The following is a 25376-nucleotide window of genomic DNA, read 5'->3' on the forward strand; positions in this document are numbered from 1 at the left end:
CACCGGCGGTCCTGTAAGCGTCACCGCCGTGGCTTCAAAGCAAGCAGCCGTCCCCGTGCAGCTGGCGAGCGCGACCGACGCCACGGCACAGCCGACGCCGGCCGCATCCCCGACGCCACGTGCTGAGGCCGCGCCACCTCCAGCACCATCAGCCACCGAGGCCGCGGCACCTCCAGCACCATCGGCCACCGAGACGGCAGCCCCTCAACGACAGACATCCGTCGACGCTGCAGCGACGACTCCGCCGACCCCGCGAAAGGGCCACGGCCTGCTCAAGCTCAACTCCTCCCGGAATGCGACCGTCTACGTGACGGGCGTGCCGGTGGGGCCCAGCGAGCGACCCGTCGAGATCCGTTGCGGGCGTTTTTTCGTTCGACTCGGCGAGCCGACGCGCGACGGCACGCGATGGCTCACCGAGGGCAGGACCGTCCGCGTCAAGTGCGGTGTGCTGACGGAGGTGAGCTTCTGAGCTCGTCCGCTCCGCTCTCGGCGGTCGCGAGGACGAGGTAGATCACCGAAGCGGCGCCCGCGCCGAGGAGCGCATCTCGACACGCCGCGAGCGTGGCCCCCGTGGTCGCCACGTCATCGATGAGCGCGACCCTCCGGCGCTGGACGCGCTCAGGCGCGTGCACGCGAAACGCACCTGCCACGTTCTCCAGGCGGCGATCACGCGGGAGCTGCGCCTGCTGCGCGGTGGGACGGACACGGCAGAGGGCCCGTGGCGCGAAGGACACCGCGAGTCCGTCGGCGACGTGCGCGGCCAGCAGGGCGGCCTGGTTGTACCCGCGCTCGGCGAGACGGCGCGGATGCAGCGGCACCGGGACAACGACGTCGACGCGCACCTCCGCCTCGCGCGCCGCGCAGAGCATCAACCGGCCGAGCGGGCGCGCGAGATCCGGACGATCTCCGTACTTGAAGCGCCGGATACCCTCCGCGACCGCCCCTCCGAACGGAGCGAACGCGACGAGAGGTGCTCCCGCCCCGGCGCGCGTGCCCGCTCCTCCTCGCGGCGCCCCCTCTGCGTAAGGCACGGAGGTGCGCGCGCAATCGGCGCAGAACACCGAGGCATCGGCGACCGGGGCGTCACAGCCCGCACAGGCCGGCGGGCTGAGCGTGCGCGCAGCGGCGGCGACCACGGAGCGGACTGCGGCGGCGAGGGCGCTGGAAAGGCTCATGAGCTACCAGCGCGATCTTCGTCGTGAGTGGACGCGCGGTTGCGTGGGCGCACGAAAGAAGATCTCTTTGCAAACGACGCGCGGTACGATCGCGATCGTCGTGGTTCACGTCCTGAAATTCCGGCGCTCTACCAGCTGGCGGAGGAGCCCCCGTTGAGCGCGTGGAGATGGACGGACGAGCGTGGCGTCCAGCGGAGCCTGAGCACCGCCGAGCTGCGCAGCGCGCTGGCTGCCGGGATCATTCCAGGCTCCACGCTCGTCTGGCGCAAGGGCATGGACGCCTGGGCGCCCGCGTCCAGGCAGCCGGAGCTCGCCGACGCCGCCCAGCTCCGGCGCAAGCCCGAGGCGCACACCGCTGCGCCCGAGGGGCCGGCCGCCGGGGTTGAAGAGGCCGCTCGCGAGGACGGCGCGGCGCTGGAGATCGAGCTCATCGAGGATCTGGGTCCGGCGCCCGCCCGCAGCGGTCAGCCCATCGGCCCGGCGCCCGCGGAGAGGTCCTCGAACGGGCGGAGGCCCGCGCCGCCGCACGCGCGCCGAGCGGCCACGCGACCGCAGCCGCCTCCCCTGCCGCCGCGCAAGCGAGAGTCCATGAGGACGCTCACGGGCGTCGAGGCGCCGGCAGACGCGCCGGCCAGCGGACAGAACGCGCCGATCGTCGTGCCAGCCGCGGGCGGAACGTTCGATGCGGGAGTCGCCCGCGCGATCACCCAGCTCCCCCGTTACGACGGCCCCTCGCCCGGCGACCAGGGGACGACCGAGATCCCGCGCGCGCCGAAGCTCCCCTCGGGGGCGGAGGAACCCGAGGAGACCTCCGCGGGTCAGCGCCCTGCCGCAGACGCGGGCGGCGCCGGCGCGACGACGGACGGCGATGAGCCGGCGCCGCCGAGGCGCGCGGCGGGCGCGGCCGCGCCCAGCAGCCCGGGAACAGCGCCGAGAGCCGCGGGCGGTACGGCGTCGCGCCCCGAGGCGAGACCACCCCGGCCGCCGCCTCTCCCCGTCGGTCGCGATGCGGCGCTGGCGGGCGCTGCACAGCAGAACGATGGGCGCGGCGGAGCGACGACCGGCGCGGATCAGGGCGCCGGCAAGCCGCTCTCGGCGACGCCACCGGCGCCGTCGAGCCCCGGCCGCGCCACGAAGCGCGCCGCGCTCACGGGGAAGCGCTCCGTGCCGCCACCTCCAGTTCCGGTCCGGTTCCCCGCGGTCGCCGCGAAGCGGCCCGCAGGCCCGCGCGCGCCTGACGCGTCGGATCGGACGGCGGCCGGCGCAAAGGCCCTCGTCCGTCTCGGCGCGCTCCCCGCGCCGCCGCCGCGCCCCCCTGCGGACGCGCGCCGCGCCGCGCCCTTGATGGCACCGCCCCCCGCGCCGTCGGCCCCGCTGGCGACGCCGACCTTGCCCCTCGCTGCGCCGGCCCCGCCGGCCGAAGCTGCGCCTGTCACGGGCGCCGCTTCCACGGCGCCTGGCTCTCGCCCTGCGAGCCCAGCGACGTCCACCGACGGTCCCTCGCCCCGCAGCTCCGAGGACACGCCGGCCGCCGACGGCCGCGGTCCCGCGGCGAGCCGCGATCGCAGCGACGCCCCGGAGCCCTCCACCACGGTGCTGCGCCGCGAGAACCCGGAGCTCCCCACGCCGCCCGTGCCCAGCGAGACGAAGCGCTCTCCTCTGGCCGCCGAGGCGCCGATGGGGCGCCGCGAGTACGCGACGATACCGTCGGTCGGCGTCGGATCGAGCGCGTCGCAGGGGCACCCGGCGATGCGCGCGTGGCCGGGGCTGCCGGGGCTGCCGAACCCGCAGCGGAGCGCGGCGGCTGCCGACGCGCTCCACGCCTCGGGCCAGCGCTCGGATCGAGGCTCCGTCCCCGGATCGGGCAACGGCCCGCCAGCGCTCAACCCGCGCGCGCTCGCGGCGCGACGCGGCGACGGAAAGGGGCTCTCCGCAGCGGTGACCGTGCCGGCCTCGTCGCTCATCGGCCTCTGCGGGGCGGCGGTGCTCATGAGCGTCGTCGCCTTCTTCGCGGGCCGCCGCTCCGTCACGACCGCGCGCCAGTCGCCGGTCGGGACGGCGCGCACGACGCTCGGCGCAGCGCAGGACGCCGCGCGCTCGGCGATCCCCGTCCCGCCGAAGCCTTGCTGGGTGGCGCGCCAGCCCCAGCCATGGGCGCCGCTCGTTGCGAAGAGCATCCCCTTCGAGGTCACGACGACGAAGGGCGGCAAGCTCGTGGTGGGGTACGCGAAGAGCCCCATGGAGGCCGTGGGCCTCGAGATCGATCCCGCGACCGGGGAGCGGAGCGAGCGGTTCTCGAACCGAGAGGCCGCCGACATCCTGAGCATCTCGCCGGTCGAGGAGCGCTTCACCGTCCTCACGGCGGCGCAGCAGGCCATCCGCTCTCCCGTCAGCGTGCCGGGGCCGAGGTCGTTCGTCATCGGTCTGGCGGACGGCGCTCTGGTGGCGGCCGATGCTCCCGACGCCGCCCCCTCCCCGCTCTGGCCGGTGCAAGGGGATGAGCCGCTCGAGGCGCCGCGCGCGCTCGCGGCCGGCGCCGGCGGCTACGCCGTCGCGTTCCGCCGCGAGAAGGCCGTGTGGGCAGGCTGGCTCGACGCCGAGCGCAAGCCCGTCGGCGAGCTCACCCGGGTGACCGGCTCCGGAGGCTCGATCGGCAAGCCGTCGCTCGGATGGAACGAGCGCGCGCTCGCCGTCGTCTTTGCCGATCGGCCAGCGGACGGGCGATGGGAGATCCGCGCCGGGCAGGCCGCTCCGGGGTCCATCCCCGGGTCGACCCAGGTGATCCCGCTCCCTTCCGGCGGCCCCGGGGGGGACGCCTTCGCGCCGGATATCGCGGGGCTCGGCGATGGACGCTGGCTCCTCGTGTGGACCGAGGGCCCTCCGGGGAGCCGCGCCATGCGCGCGCAGACCCTGGCCGCCAACTTCTCCCCCATCGGGGATCCGATCGCGCTCTCGCCGCCGGCCGGGAACTTCGGGCAAGGCGTGCTCGGCGTGTCGTCGCGCTCGGGTTACGTGGGCGTGGTGTTCCTCTCGAAGCCTGCCGCGAGCTACGAGCTCTGGGGGGTCATCCTCCAATGTCGGTGACGAGGCCGCCGGACCGCGCGAGCCGGCTCCGCATGGCGGCGCTCGCGCTGCTGCTGGTCGTGCCGCACGCCCCCTTGCTCGCCGCGTGCGCCGCGCAGGTCTCGCTGCTCGATCAGGGACAGGCCCTGCGCACGGGCAAGCAGCCCTACGACGAGTTCTTCGAGGCCACCCGGGCGCTCCGCGACGAGTCGCTGAAGGCCGAGGAGCTCTCGAATGCAGCGCCGGCCGAGCTGTCGCGCGCGCTGGGGCTCGATCCGAGATCGGACGGCAAGGCAGCGCTCGAGGCGGCGCGCGCGCGCGCGGCGGAGCTCCGCGCGGCGGGCGTGCTGCTCCAGGTCGAGCTCGTGCCAGAGGCGCGGATCGGGATCGCCCGAGGCGGGCGCTCGCTGGACGCGGAGGACAGGAACACCATCGCGGCGTTCGAGGTGTTCTTGAAGAGCTCCCTCGCGACGTCGAAGCAGCTCGGCGAGCTGTCGAACCGCGCCGCGGAGCTCGAGAAGAAGCGGGCGTCGCTTTCGGCCGCGTGGGCAGAGGCGCTCGCGGACGATCCGCAGCGTCGCGAGGTGAAGCACGAGCTCGAGGCGGCCGAGCGCGTGCTCGCGGAGGCGGGCGCGGCCGCGGATCGACGCGCCGGCAGGGCGTCGAAGCTCACGCTCGATCTGGTGCTCGCCGTCGATTCGGGCGACGCTCCGGCGCGGCGTGGCGCGGCCAGCCGACCGCCGACGAGGCAACCCGCCCCGAGCGTGAAGGCGCCGCCGCGGCGCGGGAGCAGCACGGGGGCCGCCCCGAAGCCGCCGAAGCCACCGGCGTCGCACGGCGAGGACGATTTCGATCCCTGACGTCGTCCGCATGGCGCACGGCGCACGGCGCGCGAGCTGGCCCCGCCGGACGCCGGGGCCGCCGGGGAGGAGCGGAGCCGCTTCCCCACTTGTCCGACGCGCATCGGGACGCCTATCCTCGCGCGAGCGCTCCAGGAGCGCGGCCCGCCTGAACGCCGCGGTCCTGGCCGCACATCTGCAGTTCGACGCCCCCGCGCTCCGGCCCTCCTCGCTGATGATCCGATCCCTGCCGTTCGCCTCCATCGCTCTGGGATCGGCGCTCCTCGCGCTCACGTTCGCGCCCAGGAGGGCGGCGGCGCAGGCGTCGCCGCAGGCGGAGGGCTTGGCCGTCGGCGGGTTCACGTTCCGCCCCTCGGTGGAGCTCCGGCTCCGCGGAGAGCTCCGCCGGTACCCGGTCGACACGGGCGGCGACGTCTACAGCTCGAACGCGGTGCTCGCCGAGGGCTTCGGAGGCGCGCTGCCGCCGCTCAGCGACACGGGCAACGTCGTCAAGACGCAGTGGTTCTTCGCCCAGCGCGCGCGCCTCGGGCTGACCGTCGAGCGCGGCCCCGTCACGGGCGTCGTCACGCTCCAGGACGCGCGGCTCTGGGGGAACGACGACGCGATCTTCGTCGGGCCGGGCGAGCCGGCCCTCCCGGAGACGGCGCCGTACGAGGCGTACATCGATCTGCGCGCGCGCTCGGGGCGCCGCGCCTTCATCCGGCTGGGCCGGCAGCGGATCGCGTGGGGGGATGGCCGCCTCGTCGGAGCGGACGACGAGACGCTCACCGGGCGATCGCTCGATGCGGTGCGCGCAGGGCTGCAGCTCGGCAACGTCGACCTCGAGGCGATGGCCGTGCTCCTCGCTGCGCCAGGAGGCGCCCCGCCCGAGGTGGCGGGGACGCGCAAGCCCATCGCCGCCGGGACAGGGTCCCAGCTCTACGGCCTGAACGCGATCTGGCGGCTCGCCCCCCTGCTCCACCTCGAGGCCACGGCGCTCGCGCGCATCACCCGGGAGCCGCGCCCGACCTGGCTCACGCCCGGCGACACCGTCGTCCTCGACGCGCGCGTCTCCGGCGACCGCCGGGGCTTTCGCTACGCGATCGAGGGGGCGTACGAGCTCGGTCGCGTGGCCACGTTCGCGGCCGACCGCGCTCTCGGCGCGTTCGCTGCCGCAGCGCGGGCAGAGCTCGAGACAGCGCTCCCCGCCCACCTCACCTTCAGCGCCCGCGGCGCTTACGCGACGGGCGACGACGGCGCGCTCGCGGTGGGCGAGACGCAGCGCCGCTTCGATCCGATCCTGCCCGACGCACAGAACAACCACGGCCCCATGGGGCTCTACGCGTGGTCCAACGTGATCGAGGGGGGCGGAAGCGTCCGCGCCTCGCCCTTCGACCCGCTGACCGTCTCCGCCGGATACACGTTCGTCGGCCTCGCCTCTCCAGCAGGCAGGTGGGTGACAGCGCGCCTCCTCCCTGTCGGCGCCGCCAGCGACAACGAGAGCCGGACGCTGGGCCACGAGATCGACGTCTCGCTCGCCTTGCAGCCCTGGGAGCCGCTGCGCCTCGCGCTCGGCTACGGCCTGTTCCTCTTCGGTGACGGCGCCCAGGCGATCTTCACGAAGGCGAACCGCGCGCACGACGACGGCCGCCCGGCGGATCTGCAGCAGTGGGCGTTCCTGCAGGCAACGCTGACCGCCCCCTGAGGCGATCCGGGGAGCGCGCCGGCTGCGCGCCGCCGCTTTTCTGATGGGGAAGGGAATCGAGGGGGCTCGAGGCGCCGCGCCGTCCCGCGTGGCGCCCCAGGTACGCGGGGGCCGCCCGAGAGGCATCGGGCGCCCCCCCGCGCTTCGGGATCAGGTGCTCGGGGCGGGCTTCGGGGTGCCGAAGATGCTGGCCGCGCGGCGCTTCTCCTTGGCGGCGCGATCGCGATCGCTGTAGCTCGGGATCACGACGCGCTGGCGCTGCGGCAGCTCGCGGCCACCGACGATGGCGTCGACCTCCTCGGCGTCCAGCGTCTCGCGCTCGAGGAGCGCCGTGGCGAGCCGCTCGAGGATCTCGCGGTTGTCCGTGAGGAGCTGCCGCGCCTCGGCGTGGGCGTCGAGGATGAACCGCCGCACCTCGTCGTCGATCTGGTTGGCGATCGTCTCCGAGTAGTCGCGGCGCCGGCTCGTGAAATCGCGCCCGAGGAACACGCTCTCCTCGTCAGCGCCGTACGAGATCGGCCCGATCACGTCGCTCATGCCGAACTCGGTCACCATGCGCCGCGCGAGGCTCGACGCCTGCTTGATGTCGTTGCCCGCGCCCGTCGTGAACTGGCCGAACACGATCTCCTCCGCCACGCGGCCGCCCATCAGCACCGACAGCCGCGCCTTGGCGAAGTCGCGCGACATGCTGAGCCGGTCCTCCTTCGGCAGCTGCTGCGTGAGGCCGAGCGCCGGACCGCGCGGGATGATCGTCACCTTGTGGACCGGATCCGAGAACTTCTCCAGGAGCTTCGCGACGAGCGCGTGCCCGGCCTCGTGGTAGGCCGTGGTCCGCTTCTCCTCGTCGCTGATGACCATGCTGCGGCGCTCGGCGCCCATCAGCACCTTGTCCTTGGCCATCTCGAAGTCGGCCATCGAGACGACGTCCTTGTCCTGACGCGCCGCGAGGAGGGCCGCCTCGTTGACCAGGTTCTCGATGTCGGCGCCGACGAACCCGGGCGTGCCCCGCGCCAGGATCTCCATGTCGACGTCCGGACCGAGCGGGACCTTCTTCGTGTGGACCCGGAGGATGCCCTCGCGGCCGCGCACGTCGGGGCGGTTCACGACGATGCGCCGGTCGAAGCGGCCAGGCCGCAGGATCGCAGGGTCGAGGACGTCGGGGCGGTTCGTCGCGGCGACGATGATCACGCCCTCGTTCGACTCGAAGCCGTCCATCTCGACGAGCAGCTGGTTCAACGTCTGCTCGCGCTCGTCATGACCGCCGCCGAGCCCCGCGCCGCGGTGGCGGCCGACCGCGTCGATCTCATCGATGAAGATGATGCACGGCGCGTGCTTCTTGCCCTGCTCGAACAGGTCGCGCACCCGGCTCGCGCCGACGCCGACGAACATCTCGACGAAATCCGAGCCGGAGATCGAGAAGAACGGCACGCCCGCCTCGCCGGCGATCGCGCGCGCGAGGAGCGTCTTGCCCGTCCCGGGGGGGCCCATCATCAGGACGCCCTTCGGGATCCGGCCGCCGAGCTTCTGGAACTTCTTCGGGTCCTTGAGGAACGCGATGATCTCCTCGAGCTCGTCCTTCGCCTCGTCGATGCCCGCGACGTCGGCGAACGTCACCTTGTTCTGCGCCTCGCTGAGCAGCCGGGCGCGCGACTTGCCGAAGCTCATCGCCTTGCCGCCGCCGGCCTGGAGCTGGCGCATGAACAGATAGAACATCACGAGCAGGAAGACCGTCGGCAGGAGATACATGATCGCCCCCGGCCAGAACGGCGACGTCTCCTCCTTCTCGAAGAACACCGCGACCTTGTTGTCGACGATCGTCTTCGTGATCTCGTCGGCGTTGTCAGGCCCGATCGTGACCTTCTTCGTCTTCGTCCCGCTCTTCGGGTCCTTGACCCAGAAGGTGTACTCGCGGTCCTTGATCGTGACCGACTCGACGTGCGGCTCCTTGTCCTTGGCCTCGACCTGGACCTGGGCCATGAACTCGCTGAACGCGACTTGTGTGGCGGGCCGGGAATCCGGGCTCAAGAACTGCCAGATCGCCAAGAACATCATGATCAGCAGAACCCAGAGCAGCAGCGTCTTGTGCGATTGCTTCACGAGGACCCTCTAAGCTCGCGCGGCGAGCCGGCGTGTACTGAAATTGTACGCGTGTTCCAGTCAGCATGCCACCCGTCGGCTCGGTCGTCGACCGCGGGTCTCGACCGTGGTGACACGGCGAAAAAAGGGGGCTCGACAGCGGCCGCGGGTGGGGTGCATGCGGTCAGGTCCCGCGACGCGCAGACCCATCCTCGATAAGCACGCTGGACTCCTCTGGAAAGCCCACGGCGATCTCTTCGCCGCCGCGAACCCGGACGCGCAGCGGCCGCCCCAGCTTGCGAGCCCGCTCGATCGCGAATCGCTGCGCCCGACCGAGCGGAATCGACGGCGGCTCGCTGCCGTCGAGGACGTCTGAATCGCCGCCAGGCGGCCGATCTCGCCCGGCGACGAGCATGTCCGAGAGCGCGCAGAGGTGGTCGACGATCGCCGGCGACAGGTCCTCGAGGAGCGGGAGGAGCTCGCGGCGGACGCGGACACGGGTGAAACGGGGATCCCGGTTGCTGGGATCCTCTGCGAACGCCAGTCGATGTCGGCCGAGGTGGGCCAGGACGTCGGCGCGGCGGGCCTGGAGCAAGGGGCGGATGAGCTCGATGCTCGCCGCCGGGGCCGGCAACACGCCGCCACACGCCGCGCCGGCGACGTCGGACGGGAGCGGGGCGCGCGGCGGCAAAACGGCAAGCCCACGCGGCCCTGCCCCCCGCAGCAGGCGCAAGAGCACCGTCTCGGCCCGGTCGTCCGCGGTGTGGCCGGTCGCGATCGCGCGGGCGCCGTGCGCCGCCGCGGCGGCTGCCAGCGCGGCAAACCGGGCGGCGCGCGCCCTGGCCTGGAGGTTCGCGCCGGGAGCCACGTCCACGCGGGTCTCGGCGTAAGGGACCCCGAGCTGCTCGGACAGGTCGCGCGCGATCGCGAGCTCGGCCGCGGCCGCGGCGCGGAGGCCGTGGTCGACGCCGTGCGCGACCACCTCGTGGCCGATCCGCCGCCGCAGCAGCGAAAGGACGTGCAGCAGGGCGGTCGAGTCGGGGCCTCCGGAGCAGGCGCAGAGCACGACGTCGCCGCGAGCGAGCAGCCGCTCGTCCCGGATCAGCCGCTCGGCGAGGCGGATCAGCGACGGGGGGTGCGACCGGCCCCGCCTGGGCGGCGGGGGAGGTCCAGCAGGAGTGCTCATCGCAGCTCGAACGCTTTGCAGAAGATGATCTCGTCGCGATCCTCGAGCGAGGTGCTCAGGTGCGGCGCGACCGGGTAGCCAAGCGAGCAACGAGGCCCGCGGCCAGGCGGCCCGGCGCCCGCCTCGTCGGGGTCGGAGGCCACCGGATCGAACGAGGCGCAATCGGGGCAGGCGAACACGAGACGATAGCGCCGCGCCTCGTCGCGGAGTCGATCGTCGAGGTGGTGAATCATCCCTGGCAGCGTAGCGCAAGCCGCCGGGCGACGGCGCCACGCGGCCGCTCGCGGCCCTCCGGCCGAGCTCGGCGGAACAGCGCTCGGCGCGGAGAGCAGGCCGGCATGCCCGCGCGGATCAGCGCGCGTCAGCGCGCGGACTTGCGGGCGCGGGAGAGCCGCACGATCGACTCGATATGGCTCGTCTGGGGAAAGAGCTCGACCGCCTCGATGTCCGTGATCTCGAAGCCGCCGCGGAGGATCCCGCCGAGATCGCGCGCGAGGGTGGCCGGATCGCAGGAGACGTAGACGACCACGCGCGCGCTCGAGGCGGCGATCGCGCGCGCCGCGCCGGGAGCCCCGCTGCGCGGGGGATCCAGCACCACGACGTCGGTGCGGGCCGGGATCGGGTACTGATCGGCGTCCGCCTCGATCGCCTTGCCGGCGAGGCCCCGAGCGGCGAGGTTCTGCCGCAAGCAAGCGACCGCCGCGGACGAGAGCTCGACGGCCGTGAAGGACGCGGGCCCCGGGGGGCCGGAGGCCGCGGCCCCGGCGGGCTCGGCGGCCGGGGAGGGTCGCAGCGCGCCGCGCGCGAGCAGCACGGAGAGCGTCCCGCTCCCGGCGAACAGCTCCAGGACGTGCGGCGCGCGGGTGGAGTCGAGGTGGGCGAGCTCGGCGGCGCGGCGGGCGAGGACGGCTGCCCCCTCCTCGGACGGCTGCCCGAACCCGCCCGGCGCGAGGAACAGCGGCAGGCCGTCCGCTCCCAGGATCGCGGGCCGCGGATCGCCGAACGACGCGGCCTCGCGCGCCCCGTCGAGCGTGACGCGGGCGCCGGCCCACTCGCCGCGCGCCGTGCGCTCGTCCAGCCGCTGCCACACGGCCGGCGGCAGCTGGCCACGCCACAGGATCTCGACCACCGGGCAGCTCGAGGCGCCCAGCGAGATCAGGACATCGCCCTCCCCCACGGCTCCATGGAGGACACCGGGCAGCTCGCCGGCGAGCGGCGCGATCGCGTCGACAAGCACCACGCAGCGATCGACCGCCGCCACGGCGTGCGTCCTCGGCGCGCGATACCCCACGCGCACCTCGCCGCGCTCCGCGCGCGCGAACAGCCTCGCCCGCGAGCGGTAGCCGAGCGGCAGGGGGGCCGGGTGGACGCGGATCGGCGGCAGATCGGCCTCGGCGAGCGACGTCGCCCGCGCGATGGCCTGCCGGACGATCTGCTCGTGCGCGGCCTGCTGCGCCTCGATACGGACGTGCATCCAGTCGCAGCCGCCGCAGGCGTCAGCGAAGCGGCACGGCGGAGCGACGCGGTCGGCGCTCGGCTCGACGACGCCGAGGAGCCTGCCCCTCGCCGGGCGTGCGCTCCTGTCGAGCTCGACCTCGACAAGATCACCCGGCGCGGTCCCAGGGACGAAGACGACCTCGCCCGCGAGCCGGCCGACCCCCGCGCCTCCGGCGGCCAGCGCCTCGATGCGCAGCTGAGCTCGCTCGCCGGGGCGCTGCCGCGCCCTGGCGCCGTTCGAGCGGCGGTGGACAGACTTCATCCCTTCATCGTAAGACGCTGCAGGCGGATCCGGCCGGGGTGGACGACGGACGCTCGGTCGCAGACAGCGAGAGAGAGCGCGCGAAGGGCCCCCGCGGCGCTCCCCGGCACGCAGGAGCTCGACTGGCCCGTGGTGGTCGCGTCCGTCGAGGCGGGCGACGCAGGGCCGGCGTCCACGCCGCTGGAAGGCGAGGACTGCGCGGCGCTCGTCTTCATGTAGATCAGCGCGCCGATACCGAGCACGCACAGCACGGTGAGGGTGATGACGGCGACGAGCACGAGCGTGTTCCTGCCGTTCCCCTTGGACGCCGCGTCCTGCGTGGCGGCCCAGATGGCCGCCGGATCCGGGCGCGGCAGGGAGAGCGCCGTCTCGATCTGCGACTGTGGAGGCTGCGCTGTCGCCGCGGACGCGAACAGCTGGGCCTGCCCCACCGTCATCGGCGCCTGGGCCGCCTGCACCGGCGAGCCGACAGGGGGCGCGTGGGCTGCGGCATGGCCCTGGCCATTGAAGGGGAGCGCGTACGGGACCGCGGCGTGCGCCGGCGACGGCGCGGCGACGGCAGGGGTCCTGGTCATCCGCGCGTGACGCGCAGGCTCGCTCGCGCTCTGCAACACCGGCGGTGGATCCTGCGACGGGAGCGCGAGCGTGGACGCGAGCGGGTTGCCCAGATCGCTGTCCAGGAGGCCTCCCTTGGGGAGGGGCGCGAGCTCGCCGGTGTCGAAGTCGCGCGGAGGGTACGGGCCCGAGGAGAGCGGAGGCGGAGCAGGATCGTGGCCGCCGGGCACGCGCGGTGGGCCCGGGTAGGCCGGCGAAAAGCCGGGGCGCGCCGTCGGCATGCCAGGACGCACCGTGGCAATGCCGGACTGGACGCCGGCCTGGCGAGGCTGCGCAGGCGCCGGCTCGGGCACCATGCCGGCCGCCGGGCGCACCATCGGTCGCTCCCCGTGAGGGGAGCGCACCGGCTCGGCTTGCTCGCGCGTCGCGACCGTCGTCGGGACATCCTCATCATCATCCATCAGCGATGAGGCGACCATCTGCCTGTCGTCCGCGTCCCTCGACGGCGGGCGCCCGACCGGCGCGATCCCGCTCGCCGGCGGAGCGTTGTGCCGCAGGATCTGCGGCGGCGTGAGGCGCTGCTGCGGCTCAGGCTCCCGAGCGCGGCTGCGCAGCCCGACGCTGTCCGTGGCCGTCGTCGAGCTGCGCGCGCGCACCTGCTCGACGTTGATGGTGGACGTCACCTCGGCGGCCCACGCGAGGTGCGCCTCGCGCTTCTGGATGCGATCGACGAACACCTGCTGCACGAACTGCGCGACCTCTTCGGAGCCAACGAAGACCCCGCTCCTCATCAGGAAATTCTGCAGCGCTCGCGAGAACTCACGCGCGGTCTGGAAGCGGTCTTGCTTGTGCTTGGCGAGCGCCTTCATGACCACGCTCTCCAGCTCGATGGGATAGTCGGGCACGATCGTGGACGGCGGCGGGACCACGCAGGCCTGCACCTTCTCGAGCGTGTCGAGATCCGTATCCATCCGGAAGAGGCGCTGGTTCGTCGTGAGCTCCCAGAGGACGACCCCGAGCGCGAACACGTCGGTCGTGCGATCGATCTCGTTGCCGCGCACCTGCTCGGGAGACATGTAGGCCAACTTGCCTTTCAGCGTTCCCGCGCGGGTGGACGACAGCCGGTCGGCCACCTTGGCGATCCCGAAATCCACGACCTTGGTGTAGCCGTCGTAGGTGAGGAACAGGTTGTGCGGCGTGACGTCTCGGTGCACCAGGCCGAGCAGCTGGCCGTTTTTTCCGCGCAGCTCGTGAGCGGCGTGGAGCCCCTCTGCGGCATCGGAGCAGATGCGCGCGGCGAGCTCGGGCGAGATGCGCAGCCGGCGCTCCTCCGCGCGGCGCATCACCTCCCGGAGCGGCTCGCCGTGGAGGTACTCCATGGCGATCCAGTAGGTGTTGTCGTCCTTCCCGAGATCGAAGACCTGCGCGACGTTGGCGTGGTTGATGCCAGCCGCGATGCGCGCCTCATCCAGGAACATGTCGACGAACTGATCGTCCTCGACCAGATGAGGGTGGATCCGCTTGATCGCGACCCACTTTTGGAAGCCACCCGGGCCATCCATGCGAGCCAGGTGAACGCTCGCCATTCCGCCCACCCCGATCTCGTCGACCACACGGTAACGGCCCAGGAAGTAGGTCCCCTGCTGCTTCTCGGACTCCTTCGCGCGCGCTTCGAGCGATGAATGGGTCGACCCGGGGCTTGGAGGTCCGCCCATTCGCGATGCGGGTCGAGGCGGGGGTTGGGGCATGAGCGGTCACTACTTTACCGCGAGTTCGCGGCGCTTTGCCATGTCGTCTCGGCCAGGACACCTTCCAGATGGTCAGCTTCAATCCACCCGGGCGCTGAAGGCGCCTGTCCCGACAGGTAGGACACCACCTGAAACCCAGGACGGAGTCGTGGCGGGCTCAGGGGAACGGTTGCCCAGGTTGACCCCGCTCGAAGTAGAAGCGGAACCCCCCGGTGACCCGCGAGAGGAGCTCCCGAGGGATGGCGTCGGCTGGATGACCGAGCCCTGCGTCGCGCGGATCGCCGACCAGGACGTCGAACGTCGCGTCGGTGTACTTGTCGACCGCGTCCGTCTCGTTGGGATCGCCGCTGAACAGCGCCTGGAACTTGATGGTCCCATCGACGGCGTAGAGCACGATGTTCTGGTTGTGGCAGGACCGCTGGAGGTAAAGCGCCATGTGCACGAGCGGCGCGAGCCCCTCCGGCTTCGGCGTCGGTGGAGGCGAGCCCGGCAGCTCGACGCCGGGCGGGAGCCCGACGCTCAGGTCGACGTCGAGCTTGTTCACGGTCCCGTCCCCGCGGATGAGGTCGACGTCATCGATCAGGACCGCGAGCCCGTCCGAGATCTCCTGCAGATCGCTCCCCCGCTGCACCCGGACCTGCAAGGTGGAGCGGTAGGGGACCGCGGCGAAGAAGTCCGGGTTCATGTCGTAGCTGTCGTCCCAGCAGCCGGCCGCGCGCAGCCGTTCGCTGACGACCTCGCCTTCCCCCTGCCCGAGCGAGCACCCGAGCGAGAGCGCGCAGGCGAGGGGCGCGAGCGCACGGGCCCTCATGACGCCTCCTGCGAGCGGAGGGCCGCCTTGATGCGGCCTCCCCCGAGGACGCGATCGCCCCGGTAGACCACGGCCATCTGCCCGGGGGAGACGGACCGCACCGGGCTCGCGAACCGCGCCACGAAGCTCTCCGCGCCCGTCGCGGGGTCGCGGTGCCGCTCGATGATGCCAGGCGCCGCCTCGTGCCGCGCGCGCACCCGCACCTCGGCCTCCAGGGGGAAGACCGCGTCGTCGCACCACACCGCGTCGGCGATCTCGGCGCCCGCGGCGTACAGATCGCCCTCGTCGCCGAGGTGCACCGCGCCGGACGCGGCGTCGAGGCCCACGACGAACGCGGGCCGGCCGAGCGAGACGCCGATGCCCTTGCGCTGGCCCACCGTGAAGCCGTGCACCCCGCCGTGCGACCCGACCACGCGGCCGTCCCGATCGACGATGGGGCCGGGGCGGAGCCTGTCCGCGGCGCGCTCGGCCACGAACGGCGCGTAACGGCCGGAGGGGATGAAGCAGAGCTCCTGGCTCTCCCCCTTCTCGGCCCCCGGGAGCCCGCGGGCGATCGCCTCGGCGCGCACCTCGTCCTTGGTCGAGTCGCCGAGCGGGAAGAGGAGCCGCGACAGCTCGTCCGACCGGAGCATGTGCAGGAAATAGCTCTGATCCTTGTGCCGATCGCGGCCGCGGTAGAGGCGAGCGCCGCCGTCCTCCAGGACGACCCGCGCATAGTGGCCCGTGGCGACCCACGAGACCCCCAGCCGCTCCGCCAGCGGGAACAGCTCCCGGAGCTTGACGGAGCGGTTGCAGGCCACGCACGGGCTCGGCGTCTCGCCCGCGAGGTAGGCCTCGACGAAGGGGTCGACGACGTGCTCGCGGAACAGGGCGCGGCGGTCGAACGTGTAGTGCGGGATCCCGAGGTGGTCGGCGACCCGGCGGGCGTCGTGCTGATCCTCGGGCGCGCAGCAGCGGCTCTTGACGCTGCCGTCGTCGGGGTAGTCCCAGAGGTGCAGCGTCACGCCGACGACCTCGTATCCTGCGTCGCAGAGGCGCGCCGCCGCGACGGACGAGTCGACTCCGCCGCTCATCGCGATGAAGACGCGAGCCCCCGACGAGGCCCGCTCGCCGGGCCGCGCCGTACCGTCGGCCTCTCGGACCAGAGTTGCCATTTCCGTTCTTATAGCGTGGATTCCTCGCCGCGGCCGGACGCCGCGGGCGAACCCGCGCGGGATGCCGCGGCGAGGGCTCGCGCGGGATGCCGCGGCGAGGGCTCGCGCGAGGAGCCGGGACGGCGGCGCGCCGGCGAATGAATGATCAGGCTGGCTCTCCGCCATTCACCCTTGGCCACCCCCGCAGGGCGCGTGTACCGTCTGCCAGATGCCGAGCGGGGTCGTGCTCGTGATCGAGGACGAGGAGTACATCGCGGACCTGCTCGCCACCGCGATCCGGGAGGCAGGTTACGAGGTCGTCTTCTGCCCCACCGCGGAGGCCGGGCTCTCCACCGCCTGCACCCTGGAGCCCGAGTGCATCGTCTGCGACATCGGCCTGCCCGACCACGACGGCTACTGGGTCGCGCGCAGCGTGCGCACCCAGCCGTCCCGGGTATCGGTCACCCCCTTCCTGTTCCTCTCCGCGCTCGACGACCAGGAGGCCCGCCTCGAAGGGTTCCACGTGGGCGCCGACGTCTACATGACCAAGCCGTTCCGGGTCGGCGAGGTCGTCGCGCAGATCGGGGCGCTCGTGCAGATGGCGTCGCGCCTGCGCCTGCGGCGGGACAGCCTCATGTCCATCCCGACCTCCGTCGATCAGACCGCGATCGAGGGCGATCTCAGCCAGATGTCCATCGCGACCGTCCTCACGGTCCTCGAGATGGAGCGGCGGTCGGGCGTGTTCGAGGTGAGCAGCAAGAAACGTCGGGCTCAGCTGGACATCGCCGAAGGGTGCATCGTCGAGGGGACCGTGGGAGGCACGCGCGCCTCGGCGCTCGCCGCGCTCCGCACCATGCTCAGCTGGAAGGTCGGACGGTTCGCGTTCGTGCCAGGCATCCGCCCCCTGCCCGCGCAGCGGACATCCATCGCTGCGTACCTGCTCGAGGCGACCCGGCTCGAGGACGAGAGCGCCCGCGTCGAGCTGCCACTCCCGCCGTCGCGACGCCGTCCGGAGCCCCGGAGCGCGACGACGGCGCTCGGCGGGCCGTCGTCCATCCTCGACGACGTCGCGCCGCCGTCGTCGCGCGTCGTGTTCGAGGAGCGCCTGCGCCGCGGGCCCACCCCTGCGCCGCCGAAGGGCTCCGACCCCGGCGTGGCGATCGCCGAGGGGCCGCCGTCGCTCGAGCTGAACTTCGAGCTCGAGCTGGCGGCCCCGGCGGCGCCGCCGACGCTGCCCTCGCTGGCCCGCAGGACAGCGAAGCCGTCGAGCCAGCGCGGCGTGCGCGTGGCGGAGAGCGAGCCTCCGACGCTCCCGCGAGGCGGGAGCCGAACGCCGCCCTCGCGACCGTCCTCGCCAGGCCGGGCGAGGCAGAGCGCCGTGGAGACAGGCGAGCTCTCCCGCGGGACCATCGCTCCCCCAGAGACCCAGCCGGCGAGCCATGAAGGCCCGCCGCGCGCGACCCCGATCCCCCCGAGACCGATGCCGGCCAGGCCTCCCCGCCCCGACGCGAAGAAGCGCTGACGGTAGGAAACGGGGACAGCGAGGAAGCGGAAGCGCCGATCTAGAGCGCCGTCCGCTGCTCCACCTCGCCCGGATCGTGATCGCGCAGGTAGCTCAGGTTGACCGCGTTCACGACGGCGTGCGCCACGATCGGCCCGACGAGCGACCCCGTCGCCGCGAAGATGGCGCCGAGCCCCGCGCCCACGCCCACCGCCCAGCCGATCCACACCCAGCGGCTCGGGCCGCGCATCTGGTGCATCAGGCCGAAGAGGATCGCGCTCAGCAGCACGCCGAGGAGCGGCGTCAGGAGCCCGCGGAAGAGCAGCTCCTCCCCCAGGCTCGAGAGGCCCGCGAGGAGCAGGATCTGGCCGAGCGAGAAGTCGCGCGCGACCGGGCGGAGCTCCGCGTGCAGGCGCCGGGCCCAGCTGAACCGGGCCACGGCGACGCGCGTCGTCACGATGACGCCGGCCGCCAGCGTGAGGCCGAGCGCGGCGCTCACCAGCAGCGCGGCCAGCGGCGGCAGCGCGAGCCACGGGCTCGGGTGGATCCACGGCCATCCATCCCGCAGCACCAGGCCCAGCGAGATCGCCAGCGCCGCGAGGACGAGATAGCCGGACGCCGCCTGCACCGTCGCGTCGGTTCGACCGGTCCGCGCCCATCGCGACGCCATGTCCCATCATGGCACGCCAAAAGAAGCCGGTGAAGCCGCGCGCGCCGTCAGGACCCCTGGCCGAGCGCCGGCAATCGGAGTACGTCGACCGCCATGCACGCGACCGTGGTCATCTTCCCGGGCTCCAACGCCGATGCCGAAATGATCCATACGCTCCGCGACGTGCTCCAGGTCCGCACGTCGACCGCCTGGCACCGCGACGCCGAGCTCCCCGCAGGCACCGATCTCGTCGCGATCCCCGGCGGGTTCTCCTACGGGGATTACCTGCGCTGCGGCGCCATCGCGCGCACGAGCCAGATCGTCCCCGCCATCCGGCGGCACGCGGAGCGCGGCGGCCTGGTGATCGGCGTCTGCAACGGGTTCCAGATCCTCACCGAGGCGGGGCTGCTCCCGGGCGCCCTCACCCGCAACGCGCACCTCCGCTTCGAGTGCCGCGACGTCTTCGTGACGCCGCGCGCGGAAGGGCCGTTCACGACCGGCCTGCCGCGGGTGCTCCGCCTGCCGATCGCGCACGCCGAAGGGCGCTACCAGGCTGATCCGGAGACGCTCCGCAAGCTCGTCGAGGAGCGCGCCATCGCGCTGCAGTACTGCGACCGGGAGGGGCTGGTCGGCGGCGACGCGAACCCCAACGGATCGGCGATGGACATCGCCGGCATCTACGGCGGGCCCCGGCGGAACGTGCTCGGGCTGATGCCGCACCCCGAACGGATGAGCGAGCCCTTCCAGGGCCAGGGCCGCGCGGACGGGCGCGCCCTGTTCGACGCCGTGCTGCGCAGCGTGGGCGGCGCCCGCCCGGCCCCATCCGCGAGCGCGCCGTGAGCGACGCGTCGCCCGGCGCCGCCCGCTGCCGCGTGTGCGACGCGGCGCTCGCGCCGGAGGGCGATCGCTGCCCGCAGTGCGGCGCGGCCGCGCGCGCCGAGGCCTGCCCGCACTGCGGCGGCGTGACCGGCGTCTCGGCGCACCCCGAGCTGCGCTTCGCGTGCGACGCCTGCGGCGGCCCGCGCGTCCCCGTCGCCGACGCCCGCGTCGAGCGATCCGGCCGCGAGGTGCCGCTGCTCCAGAAGGCGCGCGCGGCGGCCTCGGCGCGCTCGGTCTGGCGCGCCGCGGGCGTCGCGGCCAGCGCGCTGCTCGGCTTCGAGCTCTTCCTGTTCGCCGTGCTGCTGCTCGTCCTCAGCGCGAGCGTCGGGCTCTTCACCGCCGGCCTCCTGACCATGGCGCCCGTCGGCGCCTTCGCCCTCTGGGCGCTCCGGCGGGCGAAGTCGCGGAGCCGGGACATCGCGCCCGCGCTCGACGCCGCCTGGGTCTCCGTCGCCTCCGACATCGCCCGCCAGGCCGAGGGCCCGCTCACCGCCGGCGGGCTCGCCTCGACCCTCCGCGTCGCCGAGTCCCAGGGCGAGGAGCTCCTCGCCCTGCTGGAGGTCAACGACGTCGTGCGCGGCGCGGTGAGCCCCGCGGGCGAGTTCGGCTATGCGCCGAAGCTGCGCGTCGGCGCGGCGCGCGGCGAAGACCGGGGCGAGGCGGGGGCCGAGGGCGTGGCGCGCGCCCTCGCCGCCGAAGAGGAAGCCTTCGCTGCCGAGCCCATGACGCAACGGACCGCCCATGTCGACCCCGCGAAGCGCTGATCCCAAGCCGAAGCCAGGCCCGCCGCAGCAGAAGGCCCGCGCGGGCCGCCCCGCGCCCCAGGAGCGCCGCGCCCTGACCCACATCGGCGGCGCGACGGTGCTCGAGGGCGACCCCGAAAGCGCCGCGAAGCTCGCCCACGCGCTCGACGTGGCCAGCTCGAGCACGGCGGAGGAAGCGGCGCGCGCGCACGTGCACGGGTTCCACAGCTACCCGGCCCGGATGCACCCGGACACCGCCCGCCGGCTGATCGAGGGCCTCTCGAGGCCGGGCGAGCGGGTGCTCGACCCCTTCTGCGGCAGCGGCACCGTCCTCGTCGAGGCCCGGCTCGCGGGCCGGGCGGCGATCGGCGTCGACGCGAACCCGCTGGCCGTGCGCCTCGCCCGCCTCAAGGTGCAGGGCAGCACCGCCGGCGAGCGCGAGCGGCTCGTCGCCGCCGCCCGCGAGGTCGCGGCCGCGGCCGATGAGCGCCGCAAGGCGCGCGCCGGTCCGAGCCGCCGGTACGGCCCCGAGGACGTGGCCCTGTTCGAGCCGCACGTGCTCCTCGAGCTCGACGGGCTCCGCGTCGGCCTCGACCGCATCGCGGGCCACGGCGCCGACGCGCTCCGCGCCGATCTCGAGCTCGTCCTCTCCGCCATCCTGACGAAGCTCAGCCGCCGCACGTCCGACACGTCGGAGCACGAGCTGCCGCGGCGGATCGCCGCCGGCTATCCGGCGCGGCTCTTCCTCCGCAAGGCGGAGGAGCTCGCCCAGCGCCTCGCCGAGGTCGCCGCGCCGCTCGAGGCGAGCCCCCCCGCGCTCGTCGAGGAGGGAGACGCGCGCGTGCTCCGCGGCGTCGAGGCCGGCTCCGTCCACCTCGCGATCACGTCGCCGCCCTACCCGGGCGTGTACGACTACCTCGCCCACCACGAGGCGAGGCTGCGCTGGCTCCGGCTCCGCAGCGCCCGCTTCGAGCAGGACGAGATCGGGGCCCGCCGGCACCTCGACCCGCTCGGCCCCGACGCCGGCCGCGCGCGCTGGCGCGACGAGCTCGGCGGCGTGCTCGCCGCGCTCGCGCGCGTCCTCCGGAGCGGCGCGCCGCTCGTGCTGCTGATCGCCGACAGCGTGGTCGCCGGCGCGCCGGTCTACGCGGTCGACGTGGTCAGGGCCGCCGCGTCCGGCGCGCGCTTCGCGGTCCGCGCGGTCGCGTCGCAGCCGCGCCCCCACTTCCACCGCCCCACGGCGCGCGCCTTCCAGCGCCGCCCGCGCCACGAGCACGCCATCCTGCTGATCCGCACCTGACCCGCGCGGCGCAGGCGCATGGCAGGGCGCGCCGCCGCGCAGGAGCCACCAAAAATTGCCCCGCGGCGCGGGCTCATGGCAGGGTGCGCCGGCGTCGGGCAGCGCGCGAGGCGGCCAGCACCGGCCTCCTGCGGCGCGCGGCGCTCCGGCGCGCGCGACCATGGCGAGAGCTCACCTGGCACTTCTTCTCTGGGGCACCTTCGCCCTCGGCTGCGGCAAGGCAGGCGGCGATCCGGGGATGGCCGACCTCGACAGCACGGGGGTCGACGCCTGCGACAGCTACCTGGTCGCGATGACCACCTGCGCCGGCAAGCTGCCCGCGGAGAGCAGGAAGAGCCACGAGGCCGCGATCCGGATCGCGCGCGACGTGCTCGAGGCCAAGGCGGAGGCCGACGACGAGGCGCTGGAGGGCGACGCGAGGGCGGAGGCGCGCGTCGCGCTCGCGGCCGCATGCAAGCAGATGAGCGACGCGGTCCTGGACCGCGAAGCGTGCGGCCGCTGAGCGCCGGACGGCCGAGCGCCCGGGCGAGCGCGCGCGCGACGAGGCACACGCTCGGCCGCCCGCCGCGCTTCACGCGAAGGCGGGCACCTCCGCCGGATACTGCTGCCGGAGGAACGAGGCCCACTGCGGCCGCCGCTCGGCGTGGAACACGTCGCCCGCGAGCATGCTGGTGATGAGCTTGCGCATCGTGGGCCGCTGGTTCGGCTCGAACAGCGTCTCCCGGAACTGGCCTTTGTAAAAGCCCTGAACGACCCCCAGGAAGAGATCGACGGCGTAGCGGATCTCCGCCTCGTAGGCCGCGAACGCGGCGCGCGAGGTGTCCCCGGCGTCGAGCGCGCGGTGGATGGTCGTGGCGGCCAGATCGGCGCCCTTGATGGCGAGGTGCGCGCCCGTCGAGAAGAGCGGGTCGAGGAACCCGCCCGCGTCGCCCACGAAGAGCCATCCATCTCCGGCGAGCTGGTCGATCCGGTACGAGAAATCGGCGAGCGCCCCCACCGGCCTGACGCGCCGCGCGCTCGCGAGGAACTCCCGCGCCCAGCCGCTCTGCGCGACGGTGCGCTCGAACAGCTCGTCGAGCCGCTCCCCCTTCGCCCGGCCCCGGATCCAGCTCGACGACACCACCGCGCCGACGCTCGTCACCTCGCCGCGGAACGGGATGAACCAGAACCACCCGTGCTCGAAGAGGACGATCTGGATGTCACCCTGGTGGATCCCCTCCTCGCGGGGCACGCCCTCGTAGTGGGTGAACAGGGCGGTCTTGTCGAGCTCGGCCAGCTGCGCCTTCCGCCGCATCCTCGATGCGAGCAGCGTGTCCCGCCCCGTCGCGTCCACGATCACCGGCGCCCGGAGCTCGACGGCGTCGCTCGAGCCGGCGCGCGCGGCCGCGGCCTCCTCCGGCCCGGCGCCGTCGGATCGAGCGCGGGGCCGCGCGCGCACCCCGACGGCGCGGGGGCCCTCGAACACCACCTCGACGGCCTCCCACGACTCGCGCACCTCCGCCCCGAGCTCCGCGGCGTGGCGGAGCAGCAGCTGGTCGAACGCGTCGCGCTGCACCTGGTAGGCGAACTCGAACCTCGGATCGAACGCGTCGGCGAAGCTGTACGTCCGCGTCCGCCCCGTCGACGAGCACAGGAACCGGGCGCCATATTTGCGGAGGAAGCGCGCGTCCAGCTCCTCGTCCAGCCCGAGCCGCTCGAAGACCTCGCGGGACAGCGGCAGCAGCGACTCGCCGATGTGAAAGCGAGGGAACCGCTCGCGCTCGAGCACGAGGGCCCGGCGGCCGAGGCGGGCCAGCGATGCGGCGAGCGTCGACCCACCCGGCCCTCCGCCGAGGATGATTGCGTCCCAGCGATCCGTCATCGCTCGTCGTATAATGCGTGCCGACGCCCGAGAAAATGCGCTCTCGGCGTCGCGCGCCTGGTGAGGGAGGAGGGATCGGCGGTGCCCACGGTCGTGTTCGAGGACGGCGCGCTCGGCCCCGCCGTCACCGCGGAGACGGGAGCCGGCAGGCTCATCGATGTCTGCGACAGCGCGCGCGCTCCGATCGTGTTCTCGTGCCGCGACGCGCGCTGCGCCACGTGCCGCGTCGAGGTCGTCGAAGGGGAGCAGCTCCTCGAGCCACCCGCGCGCGGCGAGCGCGATCTGCTCGAGCGCTTCGGCGCCCCGCCGCGGCTCCGGCTCGCGTGCCAGGCGGTGCTCCGCGCGGGCCCCGGGCTGGTCCGCTTGCGCGGGGTCGTCGGCCGCGAGGGCTGAGCTGCAGTGGGCGCGCGGTGAGCATCACGCGCGCCCGCCATCAGGCACCGCCGCAGCGCGCACGTCCCTGCGGCGGAGAGCGCGCTCCGCCGCCCTCGCGATCGTCTGCTCCGGTCGTGCCCTGCCATTGGCGGCACTGGCGAACGGTGTTAAGGCAGGCCCCGTTCTGAAGCCCGGCTCCTCGGGGAGGAGAGCGAGATCAGGCGCCCCCGGAGCTGCCCGCGCGCGGTGACGACGGGACGCCGCTCGCCGGGGACACGCACCGCGGCGCACGCGGGCGCGGTCGCCCGCCGGGCAGAGATGGCAACACCGCGCGGAGGAGTGGAGGAGACGTGACCAAAGCCAGGAAGCTGCGCGACCTCATGGCCCGCCCCGGGCCGATCGTCATCATCGGCGCGCACAACGGGCTCTCTGCAAAGATCGGCGAAGAGGCAGGGTTCGACGGGCTCTGGGCTTCCGGCTTCGAGATCTCCGCGAGCTACGCGGTGCCGGACGCGAACATCCTCACGATGGCGGAGAACCTCCAGGCCGCCAAGATGATGAACAACACGTCGCTCCCGGTCGTGGCGGACTGCGACAACGGCTACGGCAACGCCGTCAACGTCGTCCGCTGCGTCGAGGAGTACGAGGCGGCGGGCATCGCGGCGATCTGCATGGAAGACAACATCTTCCCGAAGCGCTGCAGCTTCTACGCCGGCGTGAAGCGCGAGCTCGCGGACGTCGAGGAGCACGCGCTCAAGGTCCGCGCGGCGAAGGCGACGCAGAAGGATCGCGACTTCGTGGTCATCGCGCGGACCGAGGCGCTCATCGCCGGCTGGGGGATGGAGGAGGCGCTCCGCCGCGGCCGCGCCTACGCGGACGCGGGCGCCGACATGGTCCTCATCCACTCGAAGAGCAAGGACCCGGACGAGGTGCTCTCCTTCGCCCGCGCGTGGGACCGCCCGAACACGCCGCTCGTCTGCGTGCCGACGATCTACCGCACGACGAGCGTCGACACGCTGCACAAGGCCGGCTTCAAGCTGATCATCTTCGCGAACCACGCGATCCGCTCGTCGATCAAGGCGATGACGGAGACGCTCCAGACGCTGAAGCGCGAGATGTACACCGGCAGCGTCGACGACAAGGTCGTGCCGCTCGAGCGCGTCTACCAGCTCGTGGGCGTCGACAAGATGAAGCAGGAGGAGTCGAGCTTCCTGCCCTCCGGCAGCCCGGGCGTCACCGCCGTCATCCTCGCCGCCGGCCAGAGCCAGGGGCTCCTGCCGCTCACGGAGGAGCTGCCGAAGCCGATGCTCGACCTGAAGGGCAAGAGCATCCTCGAGCGGCAGATCGACGTGCTCAACGCCTGCGGCGTCAAGGACGTCGCCGTCGTGCGCGGGTACAAGAAGGAGGCGATCAAGGTCCCGAACGCCCGCTTCTACGACAACGACGAGTACGCGACGACGAACGAGGTGGTCTCGCTCTTCCGCGCCTCCAAGGAGCTGAGCGGGCCGTTCCTCTTCCTCTACGGCGACATCGTGTTCGAGCGCGGCCACCTCGAGAAGCTCCTCAAGAGCCCGGCGGACATCTCGATCGTCGTCGACCGCGCGTACGCCGAGGGCCAGCGGCCCAAGGACGCGCGCGGCGTGCCCGACCTCGTGGCCCTGAAGGACGCGCAGGAGGCCGGTTACCGCTTCGTCGGCGCCGAGGCGCCGCACCGGGTGGCCCGCGTCGGCCGCGCGATCCCCGCGGGCGAGGCGCACGGCGAGTTCGTGGGCATGGCCATGTTCACCGCGAAGGGCGCGCGCCTGCTCACCGACTGCTACCACCAGCTGCAGGAGAGCCGCGCGAAGGGCGGCTTCCACGAGGCCGAGTCGCTCCGCAACGCGACCTTCACCGACCTGCTCCAGGAGCTCGTCGACCGCGGCGCGGACGTGCAGGCGATCGACGTTTACAAGGGGTGGCTCGAGATCGACACGTTCGAGGACTACCGTCGCGCCTGGGCGCTCATCAAGGAGTGAGGC

The 25376-nt window shown here is 73.5% G+C and carries 20 protein-coding genes; 10 read left to right on the forward strand and 10 right to left on the reverse strand.

Features of this window, described 5'->3' with window-relative positions:
- Positions 1–434: 434 nt before the first annotated feature.
- A complete protein-coding gene (locus WMF27_RS36205; protein ID WP_437764316.1) occupies positions 435–1175 on the reverse strand; it encodes a ComF family protein in 741 nt (246 codons plus the stop codon).
- A 153-nt stretch (positions 1176–1328) separates the two neighbouring features.
- Between WMF27_RS36205 and WMF27_RS36210 the strand changes: the two genes are divergently transcribed.
- The 3 genes from WMF27_RS36210 (at position 1329) to WMF27_RS36220 (ending at position 6782) form a co-directional block, all read left to right on the forward strand.
- On the forward strand, positions 1329–4259 hold the full coding sequence (locus tag WMF27_RS36210) for a GYF domain-containing protein (RefSeq protein WP_437764315.1): 2931 nt from the start codon (positions 1329–1331) through the stop codon (positions 4257–4259).
- Positions 4256–5098, forward strand: coding sequence for a hypothetical protein (locus WMF27_RS36215; RefSeq protein WP_437943317.1), 843 nt, complete (start codon positions 4256–4258; stop codon positions 5096–5098). Before WMF27_RS36210 ends, WMF27_RS36215 begins: the two co-directional genes overlap by 4 nt.
- 214 nt (positions 5099–5312) lie before the next feature.
- On the forward strand, positions 5313–6782 hold the full coding sequence (locus WMF27_RS36220) for an alginate export family protein (RefSeq protein ID WP_437764313.1): 1470 nt from the start codon (positions 5313–5315) through the stop codon (positions 6780–6782).
- A gap of 150 nt (positions 6783–6932) precedes the next feature.
- Here the strand turns inward: WMF27_RS36220 and ftsH are convergent, their stop codons facing one another.
- The 7 genes from ftsH to mnmA form a co-directional block, all read right to left on the reverse strand.
- Positions 6933–8879, reverse strand: a complete 1947-nt coding sequence (gene ftsH / locus WMF27_RS36225) for an ATP-dependent zinc metalloprotease FtsH (RefSeq protein ID WP_437764312.1) — start codon at positions 8877–8879, stop codon at positions 6933–6935.
- A gap of 163 nt (positions 8880–9042) precedes the next feature.
- Positions 9043–10044, reverse strand: coding sequence for a tRNA lysidine(34) synthetase TilS (gene tilS / locus WMF27_RS36230; RefSeq protein WP_437764311.1), 1002 nt, complete (start codon positions 10042–10044; stop codon positions 9043–9045).
- A complete protein-coding gene (locus WMF27_RS36235; RefSeq protein WP_437764310.1) occupies positions 10041–10277 on the reverse strand; it encodes a hypothetical protein in 237 nt (78 codons plus the stop codon). The genes tilS and WMF27_RS36235 overlap by 4 nt, the downstream gene beginning before the upstream one ends.
- A 128-nt stretch (positions 10278–10405) precedes the next feature.
- On the reverse strand, positions 10406–11803 hold the full coding sequence (locus WMF27_RS36240) for a class I SAM-dependent RNA methyltransferase (protein ID WP_437764309.1): 1398 nt from the start codon (positions 11801–11803) through the stop codon (positions 10406–10408).
- A complete protein-coding gene (locus WMF27_RS36245) occupies positions 11800–14073 on the reverse strand; it encodes a protein kinase domain-containing protein (protein WP_437764308.1) in 2274 nt (757 codons plus the stop codon). The genes WMF27_RS36240 and WMF27_RS36245 overlap by 4 nt, the downstream gene beginning before the upstream one ends.
- 190 nt (positions 14074–14263) lie before the next feature.
- A complete protein-coding gene (locus WMF27_RS36250) occupies positions 14264–14917 on the reverse strand; it encodes a hypothetical protein (protein ID WP_437764307.1) in 654 nt (217 codons plus the stop codon).
- The gene (gene mnmA, locus WMF27_RS36255) at positions 14914–16071 is read right to left on the reverse strand and encodes a tRNA 2-thiouridine(34) synthase MnmA (protein ID WP_437764306.1); all 1158 of its coding nucleotides are present in this window, start codon (positions 16069–16071) and stop codon (positions 14914–14916) included. The genes WMF27_RS36250 and mnmA overlap by 4 nt, the downstream gene beginning before the upstream one ends.
- Before the next feature lie 208 nt (positions 16072–16279).
- Here mnmA and WMF27_RS36260 point away from each other — a divergent pair, with 208 nt between their 5' ends.
- Positions 16280–17572 (forward strand): response regulator, encoded by a 1293-nt coding sequence (locus tag WMF27_RS36260; RefSeq protein ID WP_437764305.1) that lies wholly within the window; start codon positions 16280–16282, stop codon positions 17570–17572.
- 40 nt (positions 17573–17612) lie between these two features.
- Here WMF27_RS36260 and WMF27_RS36265 read toward each other — a convergent pair whose 3' ends face one another.
- Positions 17613–18221: a CPBP family intramembrane glutamic endopeptidase gene (locus WMF27_RS36265; RefSeq protein ID WP_437764304.1), complete on the reverse strand. Its 609-nt coding sequence runs from the start codon at positions 18219–18221 to the stop codon at positions 17613–17615.
- Between the two features lie 93 nt (positions 18222–18314).
- Here WMF27_RS36265 and purQ point away from each other — a divergent pair, with 93 nt between their 5' ends.
- The 4 genes from purQ (at position 18315) to WMF27_RS36285 (ending at position 21624) form a co-directional block, all read left to right on the forward strand.
- Positions 18315–19040, forward strand: a complete 726-nt coding sequence (purQ, locus tag WMF27_RS36270; protein ID WP_437764303.1) for a phosphoribosylformylglycinamidine synthase subunit PurQ — start codon at positions 18315–18317, stop codon at positions 19038–19040.
- Positions 19037–19843, forward strand: coding sequence for a zinc ribbon domain-containing protein (locus WMF27_RS36275; RefSeq protein WP_437943319.1), 807 nt, complete (start codon positions 19037–19039; stop codon positions 19841–19843). The genes purQ and WMF27_RS36275 overlap by 4 nt, the downstream gene beginning before the upstream one ends.
- Entirely contained in the window at positions 19821–21122 is a 1302-nt protein-coding gene (locus WMF27_RS36280) for a DNA methyltransferase (RefSeq protein ID WP_437943320.1), read from the forward strand. The genes WMF27_RS36275 and WMF27_RS36280 overlap by 23 nt, the downstream gene beginning before the upstream one ends.
- Before the next feature lie 160 nt (positions 21123–21282).
- A complete protein-coding gene (locus WMF27_RS36285; RefSeq protein WP_437943322.1) occupies positions 21283–21624 on the forward strand; it encodes a hypothetical protein in 342 nt (113 codons plus the stop codon).
- 69 nt (positions 21625–21693) lie between these two features.
- Here WMF27_RS36285 and WMF27_RS36290 read toward each other — a convergent pair whose 3' ends face one another.
- On the reverse strand, positions 21694–22983 hold the full coding sequence (locus WMF27_RS36290) for an NAD(P)/FAD-dependent oxidoreductase (protein WP_437943323.1): 1290 nt from the start codon (positions 22981–22983) through the stop codon (positions 21694–21696).
- An 81-nt stretch (positions 22984–23064) separates the two neighbouring features.
- On the opposite strand from WMF27_RS36290, the gene WMF27_RS36295 reads away from it, so the two are divergent.
- Positions 23065–23376: a 2Fe-2S iron-sulfur cluster-binding protein gene (locus WMF27_RS36295; protein ID WP_437943325.1), complete on the forward strand. Its 312-nt coding sequence runs from the start codon at positions 23065–23067 to the stop codon at positions 23374–23376.
- 332 nt (positions 23377–23708) lie between these two features.
- Positions 23709–25373, forward strand: coding sequence for an isocitrate lyase/phosphoenolpyruvate mutase family protein (locus WMF27_RS36300; RefSeq protein WP_437943326.1), 1665 nt, complete (start codon positions 23709–23711; stop codon positions 25371–25373).
- Positions 25374–25376 lie beyond the last annotated feature (3 nt).

The organism is Sorangium sp. So ce281 (assembly GCF_051527395.1).
In the GTDB taxonomy this organism is placed as follows: domain Bacteria; phylum Myxococcota_A; class Polyangia; order Polyangiales; family Polyangiaceae; genus Sorangium; species Sorangium cellulosum_B.

Excerpts from the sequence above, each read along its gene's own strand:
- WMF27_RS36250 (WP_437764307.1), bottom strand. The coding sequence starts at position 14,917 with ATGAGGGCCCGTGCGCTCGCGCCCCTCGCCTGCGCGCTCTCGCTCGGG.
- mnmA (WP_437764306.1), bottom strand. The coding sequence starts at position 16,071 with ATGGCAACTCTGGTCCGAGAGGCCGACGGTACGGCGCGGCCCGGCGAG.
- WMF27_RS36245 (WP_437764308.1), bottom strand. The coding sequence starts at position 14,073 with ATGGGCGGACCTCCAAGCCCCGGGTCGACCCATTCATCGCTCGAAGCG.
- WMF27_RS36290 (WP_437943323.1), bottom strand. The coding sequence starts at position 22,983 with ATGACGGATCGCTGGGACGCAATCATCCTCGGCGGAGGGCCGGGTGGG.
- purQ (WP_437764303.1), top strand. The coding sequence starts at position 18,315 with ATGCACGCGACCGTGGTCATCTTCCCGGGCTCCAACGCCGATGCCGAA.
- WMF27_RS36280 (WP_437943320.1), top strand. The coding sequence starts at position 19,821 with ATGTCGACCCCGCGAAGCGCTGATCCCAAGCCGAAGCCAGGCCCGCCG.
- WMF27_RS36260 (WP_437764305.1), top strand. The coding sequence starts at position 16,280 with ATGCCGAGCGGGGTCGTGCTCGTGATCGAGGACGAGGAGTACATCGCG.
- WMF27_RS36265 (WP_437764304.1), bottom strand. The coding sequence starts at position 18,221 with ATGGCGTCGCGATGGGCGCGGACCGGTCGAACCGACGCGACGGTGCAG.
- WMF27_RS36285 (WP_437943322.1), top strand. The coding sequence starts at position 21,283 with ATGGCGAGAGCTCACCTGGCACTTCTTCTCTGGGGCACCTTCGCCCTC.
- WMF27_RS36220 (WP_437764313.1), top strand. The coding sequence starts at position 5,313 with ATGATCCGATCCCTGCCGTTCGCCTCCATCGCTCTGGGATCGGCGCTC.
- WMF27_RS36240 (WP_437764309.1), bottom strand. The coding sequence starts at position 11,803 with ATGAAGTCTGTCCACCGCCGCTCGAACGGCGCCAGGGCGCGGCAGCGC.
- WMF27_RS36235 (WP_437764310.1), bottom strand. The coding sequence starts at position 10,277 with ATGATTCACCACCTCGACGATCGACTCCGCGACGAGGCGCGGCGCTAT.
- WMF27_RS36205 (WP_437764316.1), bottom strand. The coding sequence starts at position 1,175 with ATGAGCCTTTCCAGCGCCCTCGCCGCCGCAGTCCGCTCCGTGGTCGCC.
- tilS (WP_437764311.1), bottom strand. The coding sequence starts at position 10,044 with ATGAGCACTCCTGCTGGACCTCCCCCGCCGCCCAGGCGGGGCCGGTCG.